13 protein-coding genes are annotated in these 13,225 nt (G+C 59.7%); 5 read left to right on the top strand and 8 right to left on the bottom strand.

The annotated features are described in order from the left end of the window. Positions 1–56: 56 nt before the first annotated feature. Entirely contained in the window at positions 57–1,901 is a 1,845-nt protein-coding gene (locus MWL89_RS13260) for an acyltransferase family protein (RefSeq protein ID WP_244386611.1), read from the bottom strand. Between the two features lie 151 nt (positions 1,902–2,052). Further along, the gene (locus tag MWL89_RS16335; RefSeq protein ID WP_279611926.1) at positions 2,053–2,184 is read right to left on the bottom strand and encodes a hypothetical protein; all 132 of its coding nucleotides are present in this window, start codon (positions 2,182–2,184) and stop codon (positions 2,053–2,055) included. Between the two features lie 160 nt (positions 2,185–2,344). On the opposite strand from MWL89_RS16335, the gene MWL89_RS13255 reads away from it, so the two are divergent. The 3 genes from MWL89_RS13255 to MWL89_RS13245 all read left to right on the top strand — a co-directional run bounded on the left by MWL89_RS13255 (position 2,345) and on the right by MWL89_RS13245 (position 4,946). Then, on the top strand, positions 2,345–2,629 hold the full coding sequence (locus MWL89_RS13255) for an ArsR/SmtB family transcription factor (protein ID WP_244412610.1): 285 nt from the start codon (positions 2,345–2,347) through the stop codon (positions 2,627–2,629). A gap of 75 nt (positions 2,630–2,704) precedes the next feature. Continuing rightward, entirely contained in the window at positions 2,705–2,923 is a 219-nt protein-coding gene (locus tag MWL89_RS13250; protein ID WP_102379827.1) for a cation transporter, read from the top strand. 124 nt (positions 2,924–3,047) lie between these two features. Continuing rightward, positions 3,048–4,946: a heavy metal translocating P-type ATPase gene (locus MWL89_RS13245; protein WP_244386609.1), complete on the top strand. Its 1,899-nt coding sequence runs from the start codon at positions 3,048–3,050 to the stop codon at positions 4,944–4,946. 79 nt (positions 4,947–5,025) lie between these two features. On the opposite strand, the gene MWL89_RS13240 is transcribed toward MWL89_RS13245, so the two are convergent. The 3 genes from MWL89_RS13240 to cydD all read right to left on the bottom strand — a co-directional run bounded on the left by MWL89_RS13240 (position 5,026) and on the right by cydD (position 9,533). Then, on the bottom strand, positions 5,026–5,928 hold the full coding sequence (locus tag MWL89_RS13240; protein ID WP_244386607.1) for a hypothetical protein: 903 nt from the start codon (positions 5,926–5,928) through the stop codon (positions 5,026–5,028). A gap of 135 nt (positions 5,929–6,063) precedes the next feature. After that, on the bottom strand, positions 6,064–7,815 hold the full coding sequence (gene cydC / locus MWL89_RS13235; RefSeq protein WP_244386605.1) for a thiol reductant ABC exporter subunit CydC: 1,752 nt from the start codon (positions 7,813–7,815) through the stop codon (positions 6,064–6,066). Next, positions 7,812–9,533, bottom strand: a complete 1,722-nt coding sequence (gene cydD, locus MWL89_RS13230) for a thiol reductant ABC exporter subunit CydD (protein ID WP_244386603.1) — start codon at positions 9,531–9,533, stop codon at positions 7,812–7,814. Before cydD ends, cydC begins: the two co-directional genes overlap by 4 nt. 343 nt (positions 9,534–9,876) lie before the next feature. Here cydD and MWL89_RS13225 point away from each other — a divergent pair, with 343 nt between their 5' ends. Next, positions 9,877–10,323, top strand: coding sequence for a pyridoxamine 5'-phosphate oxidase family protein (locus MWL89_RS13225; protein WP_244386601.1), 447 nt, complete (start codon positions 9,877–9,879; stop codon positions 10,321–10,323). 113 nt (positions 10,324–10,436) lie between these two features. Here MWL89_RS13225 and MWL89_RS13220 read toward each other — a convergent pair whose 3' ends face one another. The 3 genes from MWL89_RS13220 to MWL89_RS13210 all read right to left on the bottom strand — a co-directional run bounded on the left by MWL89_RS13220 (position 10,437) and on the right by MWL89_RS13210 (position 11,959). Further along, the gene (locus tag MWL89_RS13220) at positions 10,437–10,946 is read right to left on the bottom strand and encodes a hypothetical protein (protein ID WP_244386599.1); all 510 of its coding nucleotides are present in this window, start codon (positions 10,944–10,946) and stop codon (positions 10,437–10,439) included. Positions 10,947–11,186: 240 nt separating this feature from the next. Further along, positions 11,187–11,594 (bottom strand): type II toxin-antitoxin system VapC family toxin, encoded by a 408-nt coding sequence (locus MWL89_RS13215; RefSeq protein WP_244386598.1) that lies wholly within the window; start codon positions 11,592–11,594, stop codon positions 11,187–11,189. Then, on the bottom strand, positions 11,591–11,959 hold the full coding sequence (locus tag MWL89_RS13210) for an argininosuccinate lyase (protein ID WP_244386596.1): 369 nt from the start codon (positions 11,957–11,959) through the stop codon (positions 11,591–11,593). Before MWL89_RS13210 ends, MWL89_RS13215 begins: the two co-directional genes overlap by 4 nt. An 827-nt stretch (positions 11,960–12,786) precedes the next feature. On the opposite strand from MWL89_RS13210, the gene MWL89_RS13205 reads away from it, so the two are divergent. After that, a complete protein-coding gene (locus MWL89_RS13205; protein WP_102379820.1) occupies positions 12,787–13,191 on the top strand; it encodes a metal-sensing transcriptional repressor in 405 nt (134 codons plus the stop codon). Positions 13,192–13,225: the final 34 nt, after the last annotated feature.

Below are 13,225 nucleotides of genomic sequence, written 5' to 3'. Positions count from 1 at the left end.
CGGCATCGGACGGGCTGCTTGCCGTATCGCGTGGTGCTCCGGATTGCCGAGGGGGTTCAGCCTTCGAGTGCCTGCTTGATCATGTCGACGTAGACCCGAGCGCCCTCTTCGGTCAGATGGGTTCCGTCTCCGTCGAAGTAGCTTTCCTGCCCCGCGCTCAGCGCCGACCAGTCGATGAGGTGCACGTTTTCATAGCGATCGGCCGCCGCTGCAAGGGCTGCGTTGGTGGCGTCGATCCACGATTCGGGAGCGCGTGCGGTGATGAAGTAGATCTGTCGATCTTCGCCGACCTCGGCTACGAGCTCGTCGATCTGATCATCGGTAGCTACGCCGTTGGTTCCCAGGGCGAACACGACGGTTTTTCCGACGACGCCCGCATCGTCATAAGGGTCGAATACGCTTTTTGCCGTATAGAACTGACGGCTGATCTGTGCGTCGATGAGTCCGTCGGGGAAGGCTTCTTCGAAGTAGGGAACGGTTCGAACCGAGACCGAATCACCTATCATCACCGGGTTGTATTTCTTGACGACGGGATCGGGTTTTGGCGCTTCGATCACATCGCCTACATGGCGATCGCCTATGAGGGGCATGAGCGAAACGTCGAGCCCCATCTGCTGCTTGACGAGGGAGGCGCGGCTTTTCTCGGAGCTGGTTTTCATCTCGTCAATACCCTCGACTGCCGAAGTGGGCGGCACGATCGCGATGCCGCCGATGGCCATTGCGGCAACGATTCCGCAGCTTGCGAGGGCAACGAGGTGCTTTTGCGCAAACGCCTGCAGGTTAATTTCGCCCGATCGGACGCCTTTGACGAAGGTGCCGATGGCGCCTTTCCTGATCGGGTCTTCGATGAATTTGAACGAGAAGGCGGAAACGGCGAAGATGGCGGCGAGCTGCACCAGGCAGTACAGAAGGTTGATCTCGCCTGTGGCATTGCCGGGGTTCATGAGCAGCAGCACGGGGTAATGCCACAGATACATGCCGTAGGATCGTTTGCCGATCCAAACGAGCGGCCGCGCCGAGGCGATCGACCCGAACCTGCTTCGGGGGTTCGCGATTACCGCAATGACGACGGCGGTGAGCACCGAGGCGATTACGAGGCCGCCCCAGTACAGAAACGGCGAGAACCCGTCGGTAAACGCCACCATGAGCGCAAGGCCGGAAAACGCTGCAATGCCGATGCCGTCCATGGCCATGCGGCCTTGCTTGGTAAGGCGGGCGCCTACTTTGCCCATGCGACTCGCAGGCATCTTGAACGCGAGCCATGCTCCGATGAGCAGCGAGAAAGCGCGCGTATCGGTTCCGTAGTATACGCGGCTCGGATCGGCGATGGGATTGTAGAGAAAGGCCATGGCGAGTGCGGATGCGGCGGCGAGCACGACGGCTATGCGGCGCAAGAGCGGCCGTTTGGCCCCTAGCTTGAATGCGGCGAGCAGGGCGACGGGCCATACGAGGTAGAACTGCTCCTCGATGGCGAGCGACCAGAAGTGGTTGAGCGGCGAGGGCGCGCCGAGGGCTTCGAAATACGAGAGGTCGTGGAAGATGTACCACCAGTTGCTGAAGAAAAGAAGCGCAGGCGGTATGTCGGGACGCATCTTCGTGAGCAGCTCGTGGTTGAACGCGGTACAGAGGGCGGCTACGACTATGATGACGAACACGATGGCGGGCACGAGCCTTCGAACGCGCCGCAGCCAGAAATTCTTGAGGTCGATGGTTTTCGTTTGAGCCCATTCGGTTACCAGCAGGCCGGTGATCAAGTAGCCGGAAAGGACGAAGAATACGGTGACGCCAAGCAGTCCGCCTTGGGCCCACGAGAAGTTCATGTGGTAGGCGATGACCGCGAGAACCGCGAAAGCGCGCAAGCCATCGAGAGCGGGAATGTATCGCGATTTGGAGCCAGACATGCTGCAGTTCGTCCTTGGGTCAATGGTTGTCGAAACGTTCTTGCATCAACAGGAACCGATGCATTATAGCATCGCATTGCCTTATAAGCACAGCGAACGCGCGCAGGGATCGAGCGGTTGGGTCTAGGACGGCGAACGGTTGAAGCGGTGTTTACTTCATATTGGAAAAACGCTCGACCGCTTTCGCGAAGCTTTCGATCCCATCGGCGGTCCTGTTGGGTGCGCACGCCGGCGTTGTGGCGATAGCGTTGCCCGCAGCGCCGATATCTCGAAATATTTCCATACCCCCTTGACAGCTCCCTTCCTGTCCTTATACTTATGAACAGTTGTTCATATGTTTGAAAGGTAAAGCTATGGAAACGGAGAACGAGCGCACGGCGGCTGCCGAGGAAGCATCCGCATGCGGATGCGGGGAGCCCCATGGCGAAGAGGCCCCCGAGTGCATGCCCGATGAAGAACTCCTGTACGACCTCGCCGACTTGTTCAAGGTGTTCGGCGACACTACGCGCATCAAGATTCTCTACGCGCTCATGGGCAAGGAGCTGTGCGTAGCCGATATTGCCGAGACGATCGGGGCTACGCAGAGTGCGGTATCGCACCAGCTGCGCACGCTCAAACAATCGCGGCTCGTGCGTGCGAAGCGCGATGGGAAAAACGTTATCTACTCGCTTTCCGACGATCACGTATACACGATGCTCGCCCAGGGCATGACGCATATCTGCGAATAAGGGAACAATCGGGTGGCCCGCATATCGCGAAGGCGAAACCCGGATCCTCATACTGTTACGACGAAGGGATACCGCATGCGTAAGACATTCAAGCTCCAGGACCTCGATTGTGCGAACTGCGCGGCCAAGATGGAGAACGGCATCAAGAAGATAGACGGCGTGAATGACGCCACGATGAGCTTTATGACGCAGAAGCTTGTGATCGATGCCGACGACGGTCGGTTCAACGAGATTCTCGACGAGGTCGTCAGCGTGTGCAAGAAGGTAGAGCCCGATATGGTGATCCTTCGCTAACAGGTAAGCCGCACTGCCGCAGGGATAAAAGACGAAACCTGCGGTCCATCGATTACGTTATGTTCGCCGACGGGCGCGGTCTATCCTTATGCCCGAAACCGGATAGGCGAATGAAGGGAAAGCCATGAATAAGAAGCAGAAGCGAACGCTCATCCGCATCGTTGTTGCGATCGTGCTGTTCGCTATCATATATCCGCTGCCGCTCGAAAGCTGGTTCGGGAGCCCCCTGGGGCTCTACGTCGAGTTCGCGCTCTTCCTCGTTCCGTACCTGATCGCGGGCTACGACGTGCTGTTCAAAGCGGCGCGAAACATCGGGCACGGCCAGGTGTTCGACGAGAACTTCCTCATGAGCGTGGCGACCATCGGCGCGTTCGCGCTCGTGCTGTTTCCCGATTCCGATCCGCATATGGCCGAGGGCGCTGCAGTCATGCTGTTCTATCAGGTAGGCGAGCTGTTCCAGAGCTATGCGGTCGGCAAATCGCGCAAATCGATCGCCGACATGATGGATATCGCGCCCGACTACGCCAACGTCATGCGCGACGGCGAGCTCGTACAGGTGGATCCGTACGAGGTCGCCGTGGGCGACGAGATCGTCGTGAAGCCGGGCGAGCGCGTTCCGCTCGACGGTGTGGTCGTGTCGGGCGCGTCGCAGCTCGATACCGCGGCGCTCACCGGCGAGTCGGTTCCGCGCCACGTCGAGGCGGGTGCCGAGGTCATTTCGGGGTGCGTCAACATGACGGGCCTTCTGACCGTAAAGGTGGCCAAGCCGTTCGGCGAGTCGACCGTCTCGCGCATCCTCGAACTCGTCGAGAACGCGAGCGAGAAGAAGGCTCGCACCGAGAACTTCATCACGCGGTTCGCGCGCTACTACACGCCCGCCGTCGTGATCGTGGCCGTGCTGCTTGCGGTCGTACCGCCGCTGCTGTTCGGCCAGAACTGGTCGGACTGGGTGCAGCGCGGTCTGATCTTCCTTGTGGTTTCGTGCCCCTGCGCGCTCGTTATCTCCGTGCCGCTTTCGTTCTTCGGCGGCATCGGCGGTGCGTCGAGGCTCGGCATCCTCGTGAAGGGAAGCAACTACCTCGAGGCGCTCGGCGATACCGAGACGGTCGTGTTCGATAAGACGGGGACGCTCACCGACGGTACGTTCAGCGTGGTCGCGGTTCATCCCGAAACCGACGTCGATCCCGACCTCATCCTGTCGGTAGCGGCGCACGCCGAAGCGTACTCCGACCACCCGATCGCCCTGTCGGTCAAGGAGGCCTACTCGGGACCGATCGACCGCGAGCGCATCGCTGATGTGGAGGAGAGGGGCGGTCACGGCGTACGCGCTACGATCGACGAGCGGGTCGTGCTCGTGGGCAACGACAAGCTCATGTGCGAAGGCGGTGTGGACTACCACGATTGCGAGCTGACCGGCACGATTCTGCATGTGTCGCTCGACGGCGAATACATCGGCCATATCGTAATCGCCGATGTGATCAAGGAGGATGCCGCCAAGGCCATCGCCGAGCTCCATGCGGTGGGGGTGAAGCGAACCGTCATGCTCACGGGCGATCGCAAAGAGGTGGCCGCAGCCGTGGCTGCCGAGCTCGGCATCGACGAGTACCGCGCACAGCTGTTGCCGCAGGATAAGGTGGCTGCAGTCGAGAAGCTGCTCGATGAGACGACCGGTAAGGGCAAGCTCGCGTTCGTGGGCGACGGCATCAACGACGCGCCGGTGCTCACCCGCGCCGACATCGGCATCGCGATGGGCGCGATGGGTTCCGACGCCGCAATCGAGGCTGCCGATATCGTGCTGATGGACGACCGCCCCTCGAACATCGCGAAAGCCATCCACGTTGCCCGCAAAACCATGGGCATCGTGCGTCAGAACATTGTGTTTGCCCTGGCGATCAAGTTCCTCGTATTGATCTTGGCGGCGCTTGGCATCGCGAACATGTGGCTGGCCGTGTTCGCCGATGTGGGCGTGGCGGTGCTCGCCATTCTGAACGCCATGCGCGCGATGAACGTGAAACGGGATTAAGCTGCGGCTTCACGAGAAGCGCGGCATCTAAAGCGGCCCTGATCCTTGAGGATCGGGGCCGTTGTTCTGCCGATGCGAACTAGCCGCCAGTGCGCACTTTGCGGCGGACGTCTTCGGCTATCTGCAGCGATTCCGTGCGAAGCTCATGAAGATTGAGATCTTCGAGCGCAACAGGCTGGCCGGTTTTCGGAAACGCGCATGTACCCCGCAACGTTTCGTTGCTCTCATGCACCGCAATGCCTTGAATCATGAGCCCCAGCGGCTTCGCACAGGAAATTACCGTATCGCCGTATGCGTCGATTACCGCTTGCATCTTCTCGCGATCAGAAGCGTAGAGGTGCAGGCGATAGTATGGGGTGCCGCTTGCCGCCCGCCTGCTGAACTTCGTTTCCACCAGAGCCGCACCCTCGATCTTTTCGAGAATCGACCCGGCTTGGTCGAGGTTTTCGAAAGATCGGCAGAATGCGCGCTTAACCGTTTCGAGCAGGATGGACTGGTCGGCTCTCGCGTGGCGGGCGTCGGCTTTCGGCACCCGCTTTCCGCTCGGCGAGTCTGCCTGCGCGCATCCGAGCAGCTGGGCGATTCGCTCAACCGATTCGGGGAAGAGGTGGTGCTCCTTCATACCCGCCCTTGCGGGGTGGATTACGATCTCGTCAACATGGAGCCCCTCTTGCGCCATTGCGAGCCTCAGCAGTTCTCGGCGGGCGTTGATTTCCGAGCGGGCCATCGAATCATCGATGTAGACGCCTAGGAGGTACCATCCCTTGTCTTTCGCCGCGCCCTTGCGTGGCGCGGTATCCTCCTTGAAGTACAGGCCGTTCGTGTGGCTGAGCAGGAAGTCGGCAACGTTGGGATCGTCCGACCACGTGCTGACGACGGAATTCTTGTATCGCGTATTGTTTTGGGCAATGCGAAGCAGCTTGGCCTCGTCGGGATCGAGTGCCGCGAGAAGGTTCGATATTCCTGTGGCAAGGCTTTCCATGTTTTGCCTCTCGGATCGTGTCGGCGTCGAATAGTATAGCTTACCGCATACGATGCGCTCGGGCGAACACGAAAGCGGCGGGCGCACGGTTTGTCCTTGGCGCATGCTGCTTGCTGCGGATCGACCGGCTCATCGTCAAACCGGGATCGCGGTGCCTCGGTCGAATGCGAGCAGCCGTTGGTAGCGGGCGCTGGTTTGCTCGAGGTCGGCGGGCGAACCCGAGAGTTCGAGCTTGCCGTCCTCGATGAACACGACGCGATCCATCATCGAGGTGCCCTGGAGGTGATGGGTGATCATGACGAGCGTTTTGTCCCGCGTCGTTTCGAAGAACGTTTCGAGCAAAGCGCGTTCGGTTGCGGGGTCGAGGCCGACGGTGGGCTCATCGAGGATGATAATGGGCACGTCTTGGAGCAGGACGCGGGCGAGTGCGACGCGATGGCGCTCGCCTCCCGAAAAGCGCATGCCCGCCTCGTCGACGAGTGTGTCGAGGCCTTCGGGCAGCTGCGCGACCATGTCTGCGAGTCCGACCTTGCCGAGAACCTCCCGTATTTCATCATCGGTTGCGCGGGGGTTGCCGATCTGCAGATTCTCGCGCAGCGTCCGATTGAAAAGGTAGGTCTGCTGCTGGATAACGCCGATGTAGCGCGCCATGCTGTCGCCGAATCGGGTTGTCGCCACGCCGCCGAGCGTAACGGCGCCGGCAACCGGTTCGAGATCGCCGCGTATGAGCGAGGCGAGCGTGCTCTTGCCCGAACCGCTTTTTCCGAGGATCGCAAGCCGCTCGCCGTGCGCGATGTGAAGGGTGAGGTCATCGAGTACGCGGCGATTCGTGCCGGGATAGCGAAACGTCAGGCCGTCGATCGCTATATCGAGGGGCGCTTCGGGCTCGACCGCATCGCCTTCGGTGCGGTCGCTTGCCGGAAGTTCGCCCAGCCGCTCGATCGAATCGCGATACGAACTGGCTTCGGTTGCCGCTGCCGGCAGGGGGGTGAAGGCGTCTATGAGGGGGAAGAAGCCGAGTACGAATGCAGCGATCCAGTTGGCAGCGCCGCCATGGGCTCCGCCGAACATGTTTGCCGACCATACGAGCAGCATAACGGCGACCAGCGCGAACACTGCGCTCGTGAGAAGGTCGCGCCTGCGAGAGAAGCGTTCCGTCGATGCATCGATGTTCCTCATAGCGCGCTCGGTTGCTTTGTATCGGGCGAGGTACTCGTCGCCGCGATGCGAGAAGATCCAATCGGAGACGCCGAGCACGTTATCGGTGAGTTCGCTGTACAGTTCGTTCTTCATCGCTTTGCGCTTGGCGTTGCGTGCGCCGTTGACGAGCGCCGAGACGAGGGGTGCGAGAAACACGACCACGCCGAGGACGAGCAGCATCGCGAGGGCAAACCAGACCGAGAAGAACCCGAGGCCGATAACGATGGCGAAGTAGAGCAGCCAGGCCACGATCGTGGGGAAGACCGTGCGTAAGTACAGGTTCTGGATATGCCCGATATCTTCGGCGAGCAGCCCGAGGATATCGCCGGTTCTGCGGGATCGCTTGAAGGCTATCGCATCGCCTTCAAGCGCCTCGTAGAGCTTCAAGCGCAGACCCGACGTCATTCGGAGCACCCAATCATGGCTTGTGAGGCGCTCGAAGTATTGGAAGATCGGCTTTCCGATGCCGAATACGCGCACGAAGATGACGGGGAGGTGGATCATGAGGATGTTCCCCGGCATTTCGGCTGCACGGCTGATCAAATAGCCGGAGGTGAACATGAGGGCGCCTGCGAACACGAACGTAGCCAAGCCGAGTACAAGGGCGAGCACGAGGGCGCGACGATACTGCTTGAAGAACGGCTTGACCCAGCGATCGGCCTTGACGGTTGTCTTCCAGCTGCTCATCGGACCTCCGACCATTCCGTCAGCGCGGCAAGGGCGGCGAAGCTCTCGTTGCTCGCGCTTAAATCGGCAAGCGCTCCCTGCCCCGCGATGCGTCCGCGGTCCATGACGATGACCTCGTCCATGTCGTGCATCCAGTGCAGACGATGCGTAGCGAAGAAGACGAGCCTTCCTTCCATGAGCGGAAGCATCTTCTCTTTCAGCTCCATTTCCGTTTCGATGTCGAGGTGGGCGGTGGGCTCGTCGAAGAGCAGGATCCGCCGAGAACCGTCGAGGAAGGCGCGGGCGAGTGCGATCCGCTGCGCCTGGCCGCCGGAAAGCGGACGGGCCCCCTCGCCTATGATGGTTTCAAGGCCGTCGGGCAGTTCGTCGACGAGGCTGTCGAGCCCGACGATCTCGACGGCGCGCACGATATCCTCGGCGCATGCGCTCGGATGGTAGAACGCGATGTTGTCGCGCAGCGAGGCATGGAAAATATAGGGGTCCTGGGGAATGTAGATGACCTGTTTCTGCCAATCGGACTGCCCGAGATCGGGAAGGGCGGTGCCGTCGATCGAAACAGAGCCCTCGTTCGGCGCACAGAAGCCTCCGAGCAGGCTGATGAGCGTGCTTTTTCCCGCTCCGCTCGCTCCGACGATGCCGTACTTCTTCAAGCCGCTTGCCGTGAAAGAAATGCGGTCGAGCGTCGGCTGATCGGCGTATGCGAATCCGACGCCTTCGAGCGTGAGCCGCGATTCGTCCGACCAGGGTGAAATCGGTGTTTCGCTCGGTGTTCCGTCGGGCGAATCGATAAGGCTGCGAATGGATGAGAGGGCGTTCTTCCCATCGAGGGATGCGTGGTAGTCGGAGGCGAAGTTCCTGATGGGTCTGAAGTATTCGGGCGCAAGCACGAGGATGGCGAGCGCGGGGAACAGCACGAGCGTTCCGTCCAAAAGCCGCATGCCGAGCATGAAGGCAACCGCCGCGATCGAAAGCGTGGAGAACAGGTCGAGGACGAAGCTCGAGAGCGTAGCCACGCCGAGCGTCTTCATCGTGGCGATTCTGAACCGCTCGCTCACCTCGAAGATGGTCGTGCCGTAGCCTTTGCTCGCGCCGAAGAGTTTGAGGGTGTCGATTCCGCGCAGCGTATCGATGAAGTGGTTGGACATGATCTGGAAGGTGCGGTGCTGCTTCGAGGCCTTCTCCTTGGCGGTGCGACCGAGTATGGCCATGTAGAGGACGATGAACGGGAATGCGATGAGCATGATGAGTGCCGAGACCCAATCGAGGGGGAATGCGACGACGAGCAGGATGATCGGGATGACGAGCAACGCGCACATCTTGGGTAGGATGAGGCGAAAATACGTTTCGACTTGGTCGACGCCTTCGAGCACGGCTGCCGTAACACTGCCGGTGCCGTTTTCCTGCACGAGGCGCGCTTTCGAGGTGAACACTTTGTGCAGCAGTTCCGATCGGAGCGCGTCGGCGCGCTCGTAGGCGTAGCGATCCATGAAGCCGTCCTGAGCGTAGGCAACGCCCTGTTTGCCGATGAAGCACGCGAAAAAGAGGGCGATCCAGGCGAGCTGGTCGCCGAGGGCACCTCCGTACCAGAGGTTCGCGATGGCGCGTGCGAGCGACCAGGCTTCTCCGATGACGCACAGCGCTTGGCAGGCGGCGAATGCGCACAGTACGCCGAGGACCCGTTTGATCCCCGGCAAAGCGAAGACGGATTTGTCTAACATCGATTGCACTACCGTATGGTCCCTCGGTTGCTGTCGCAGGTGTTCTGGTTCATCCCGAAAGCAGAGTGTAGCACGCATGCCCCCTTTGTCGCTCGTTGACATCCTGCTGTAACCAATAATGATATAAATATAGTAGCATTTAATTTGAAAAGGCGCCACATGATGGAAGGCATGCAGGAACATCGTGTGCGAATCCGAGTTGCAAGCTCATGGTTTACATATGAGAACAGATGTTCTATATTGATAAGACGATAAGCCGGAACCCGCCAAAACATCGGACCATTTCCTCGCTGTGCGATCGGCTGGTGTTTTGGGCGAGTTCCGACAAGGAAAGGGATGTCCCATGGAACTCGATCTCAAAGATTTTGCAGAAACCGTCAAAGCCGAAGAGGTGATGTATTTGGCGACGGCGGCGGGCGATAGGGTGTCGGTCCGTCCGGTTAGCCCGCTTTTGCTCGATGAGAAGACCGTCTGCTTCTACACCAGCAAAGATGCACTCAAGTATGCTCAGATGAAAGAGAATCCCCATGTCGGATTCGTCGTCGGCGCGGTTGGCCGCTATCAGGGGGAGGGCACGGTGCGATTCCTCGGAAGCGTCTTCGCCGAAGAGAACGCTGCTCTTGCGAACGCATATAAAGCGAAATACCAAGGAGCCTTCGAGGAGGCGGCACCCGGCGAGGTGATGGAGTCAAACGAGTTCCTGGTCATCGATCTGGGCTTGCTGAGGGGCTGGATATTCGACAAGGAAAACCCCGAAGTACCGATCGGGCAGGGCGAAATCGCGTTCTGAGAGCCGTGATCCCCGCCTGCTCGCGATCCCCGGCTTTTCTCGGCTTCGAACTCGTCTTGTCGCGAACCGCTCTTTTCCAGGCGTAAGGGTTCGGGGCGCGAAGGCCTCGTCGTCTACTGCTTTACGAGCAGGGGAACGGCGAGGCTTATAAGCAGAAAGATGGCGAGGATGACGAGCAATACCGCGGTTGCCTTGCGGTTGAGCTTGACGTCTTCGGCCTTCAGGGCGTTTTCGGCTATGAGCTCGTTCTCGGCAACGCGTCGTTCCCGGCCCATCTTTACGAACATCCAAACGAGGTAGGCGACCAGCGCTGCCGCGAAAACTCCGCAGAGAACGCCGCCGGCTGCGTACACCGCTTCGTTGTTGAGGTAGCTGCCGAGCCCGAGCAGGGGAATGGCTGCAGTCATGGCGCAGCATATGATCATTGCGACCGATACGCGCTTGCCGAGCGTGCGCTGCTCGGGGCTGTTGTACTCCTCATCGGTTACGAAATTATTGCCGGCAATGGAGCGCAGCCATTGGCCGTGCCAGTACTTCCACGCCAAGAGCGCAAACAGGGCGAAGAGCGCGAGGGACAACGCGAGCCCTATGGCGAATGCACCGAGGTCGCCGACGTGTTTCATAGCTCACTTCCTGTCTTGCGCGGTCGGGGTCGCCCGACCCAGATCATCAATACCTTAGCATTGCTAAATATACCCGAATCACTGTTAATTGGCAAGGCGAACGCACGATGTCGAGTTGCGTTATCCATCCGAGGGGCTTCTTGGGCGTTCGGCGGGCGCTCTGTCCCGAAGCGACGGGGATCGTCTGCCGTAAGCGCATGGATGTTCTAGGGGTAGGGAAAACCGTGCGACAGAGCGAGTTTACAGATCCACCTCGCGCACGTAGTCTACCCCTGTTCGTTCGCAGAGGCTGACGAGCCCCCGATCAGCCGTGAAGAGAGTCGCTGCACGACGTCTGGCCAACGTCAGATACAGCAGGTCGTATACCGAATGGTCGAGGCGTGCCGCTTCGAGAAACGCCTCATCGATGTTCTCTTCCAAGGGGATCGTCTCGTCGACGAGAGCGAGCGCTTTGGTGGCGTAGCCTCGTGCGGCGTTGTGATCGAGGAGGCCGGCGTGAACGTACTTCCAAAACGCATTGCGTACTTCAACGGTAAAAAGCGCGCTTGTGACGACTTTTTCCCGCTCAAGCATGAGGGCCCTGAAACCAGATCCAAGCGATGTGCCGCGTGCTATTTCGACGGCGGCGCTGCAATCGAGCACGATCATAGGGCGCTGCTCCGCTTCGGCTCGACGGCGGCCATGCGCTCCTCGCGCATCTCGCGTACCAGGTTGGCTGAATCGGGGAACCCTTTAGGTACGTTTAGCAAGGGGAGCTCATCCATTTCGTCGAACAGCGCCTTGCGATACGCGATGCGCTCGGCCCATGGGTCGATATTGGCTGCCTCGGCTTGCTCGTCGAATATCGCAACAACAGATTCTAGCGGGTCGGACTGCTTTCTTTTGCGCATGCTCAGATAAGCCCTCATAACGTGTACGGTCTGCTGGGAGATGCTCCTGTCGTCAGCGGCAGCGCATGCCCGCAGGTCATCGTAGAGGTCTTCGGGAAAATCCCGAACTTGCAAGGCTGGCATAGGCACCTCCTTCATATTACATACTTTTTCATGAAGTATACATGCAGGATGGAAAGAGAGCAAGAGGATCGGGATTCTGGTCCAGTAACTTCGGTGGGCTTCGGTAGATAACGGCTATCGGCGGTCCTCTTCACGTGGAGGTTTCAGAGGCAATCTGGTTTACGGATTCGTCCAGTGCGAAGCGATCGGGGCGATGAATCTCGGCGCGCGCGAAAGGCGGGGTGCGGTGGAGATTGTCGGATCACTTGACGATGCAACGATGGCCGAAGTGATGGCTCGCGTTCTCGTCGTGATCGGCGCCGAGGCGGTCTAGCTTTCGGGTTCGCTGTAAGCTACTGTCGGCAGCGCCTGTTCGGAGACCCTGAGGCATCGGATCGTCGATGGTTGTGTGGGGCACGTCGGCGATGCTCCCAACATAGGGAAGCCATTCTATGTCCGCCAACCGCCGCTGTGCGATGGATTTCGGAGTCCCCTTCCGAATCCGAGACACGTTTCCCCTGATCAAAATTTTCCGAGCTGGATTATCAATAAAAAAACGTCGCACAGAGGCGGTTGGCGGACGTTGCATCGCGTGTTCCCTGCCGAATCGCTGCCGACATTGTCTCTGTTTGGGGCTTTGAATCGCCAGTTGCCGTCGGGGCCGCTCGGGGCCGGTAAACGGTGATTGCCGGTGGATGGGTCGGGCAGATCTTCCCTTTGCCTTCTCGAGCACATGCTTCCGTTTTGTAACTTGACAATACCCCTTGGGGGTATATACTTGCACGGAACGAACATACCCCTATGGGGCATATGAGCCCCGAGCGAGTCTTTCCACATAAGGACTGAACATGAACAAAACCAGACAAGGCGAAAAGGTATTCGAAGCCAACAGCGCTCCAGCGAACGACGGAGCAGGTGCTGCCCTTGACGCACCTGCCGGCAACGAAGCTGCGGCCGCTGCCTGCTGCCACCACAAGGACACACCCCGCAGCGCCGAATTCCAGGCCGATCTGCAAAAGCGGCTAAATCGTGCGATAGGTCAGCTCAACGGTGTGAAAGGGATGCTCGACGACAACCGTTACTGCGGCGATGTCCTCGTGCAGCTCGCCGCCGCCGAAAGCGCCATCCGAAGCGTTTCGGGAAAGCTGTTGCAGGATCATCTTGAAACCTGCGTTGTCGAGCAGATTCGACAGGGCAACGACGAGGTGGTCGGCGAAGTGATGCAGCTGATGAAGCGGTTCTCGCGTTTGTGATTTCCCGATCTCGGCGCAACGCTGCGCCGATTGC

The sequence above is a fragment of the Raoultibacter timonensis genome (assembly GCF_022845715.1).
Lineage (GTDB): Bacteria > Actinomycetota > Coriobacteriia > Coriobacteriales > Eggerthellaceae > Raoultibacter > Raoultibacter timonensis.
This window is presented reverse-complemented; position numbering and strand designations above follow the sequence as displayed.

Excerpts from the sequence above, each read along its gene's own strand:
- MWL89_RS13260 (WP_244386611.1), bottom strand. The coding sequence starts at position 1,901 with ATGTCTGGCTCCAAATCGCGATACATTCCCGCTCTCGATGGCTTGCGC.
- MWL89_RS16335 (WP_279611926.1), bottom strand. The coding sequence starts at position 2,184 with ATGGAAATATTTCGAGATATCGGCGCTGCGGGCAACGCTATCGCCACA.
- MWL89_RS13255 (WP_244412610.1), top strand. The coding sequence starts at position 2,345 with ATGCCCGATGAAGAACTCCTGTACGACCTCGCCGACTTGTTCAAGGTG.
- MWL89_RS13250 (WP_102379827.1), top strand. The coding sequence starts at position 2,705 with ATGCGTAAGACATTCAAGCTCCAGGACCTCGATTGTGCGAACTGCGCG.
- MWL89_RS13245 (WP_244386609.1), top strand. The coding sequence starts at position 3,048 with ATGAATAAGAAGCAGAAGCGAACGCTCATCCGCATCGTTGTTGCGATC.
- MWL89_RS13240 (WP_244386607.1), bottom strand. The coding sequence starts at position 5,928 with ATGGAAAGCCTTGCCACAGGAATATCGAACCTTCTCGCGGCACTCGAT.
- cydC (WP_244386605.1), bottom strand. The coding sequence starts at position 7,815 with ATGAGCAGCTGGAAGACAACCGTCAAGGCCGATCGCTGGGTCAAGCCG.
- cydD (WP_244386603.1), bottom strand. The coding sequence starts at position 9,533 with ATGTTAGACAAATCCGTCTTCGCTTTGCCGGGGATCAAACGGGTCCTC.
- MWL89_RS13225 (WP_244386601.1), top strand. The coding sequence starts at position 9,877 with ATGGAACTCGATCTCAAAGATTTTGCAGAAACCGTCAAAGCCGAAGAG.
- MWL89_RS13220 (WP_244386599.1), bottom strand. The coding sequence starts at position 10,946 with ATGAAACACGTCGGCGACCTCGGTGCATTCGCCATAGGGCTCGCGTTG.
- MWL89_RS13215 (WP_244386598.1), bottom strand. The coding sequence starts at position 11,594 with ATGATCGTGCTCGATTGCAGCGCCGCCGTCGAAATAGCACGCGGCACA.
- MWL89_RS13210 (WP_244386596.1), bottom strand. The coding sequence starts at position 11,959 with ATGCCAGCCTTGCAAGTTCGGGATTTTCCCGAAGACCTCTACGATGAC.
- MWL89_RS13205 (WP_102379820.1), top strand. The coding sequence starts at position 12,787 with ATGAACAAAACCAGACAAGGCGAAAAGGTATTCGAAGCCAACAGCGCT.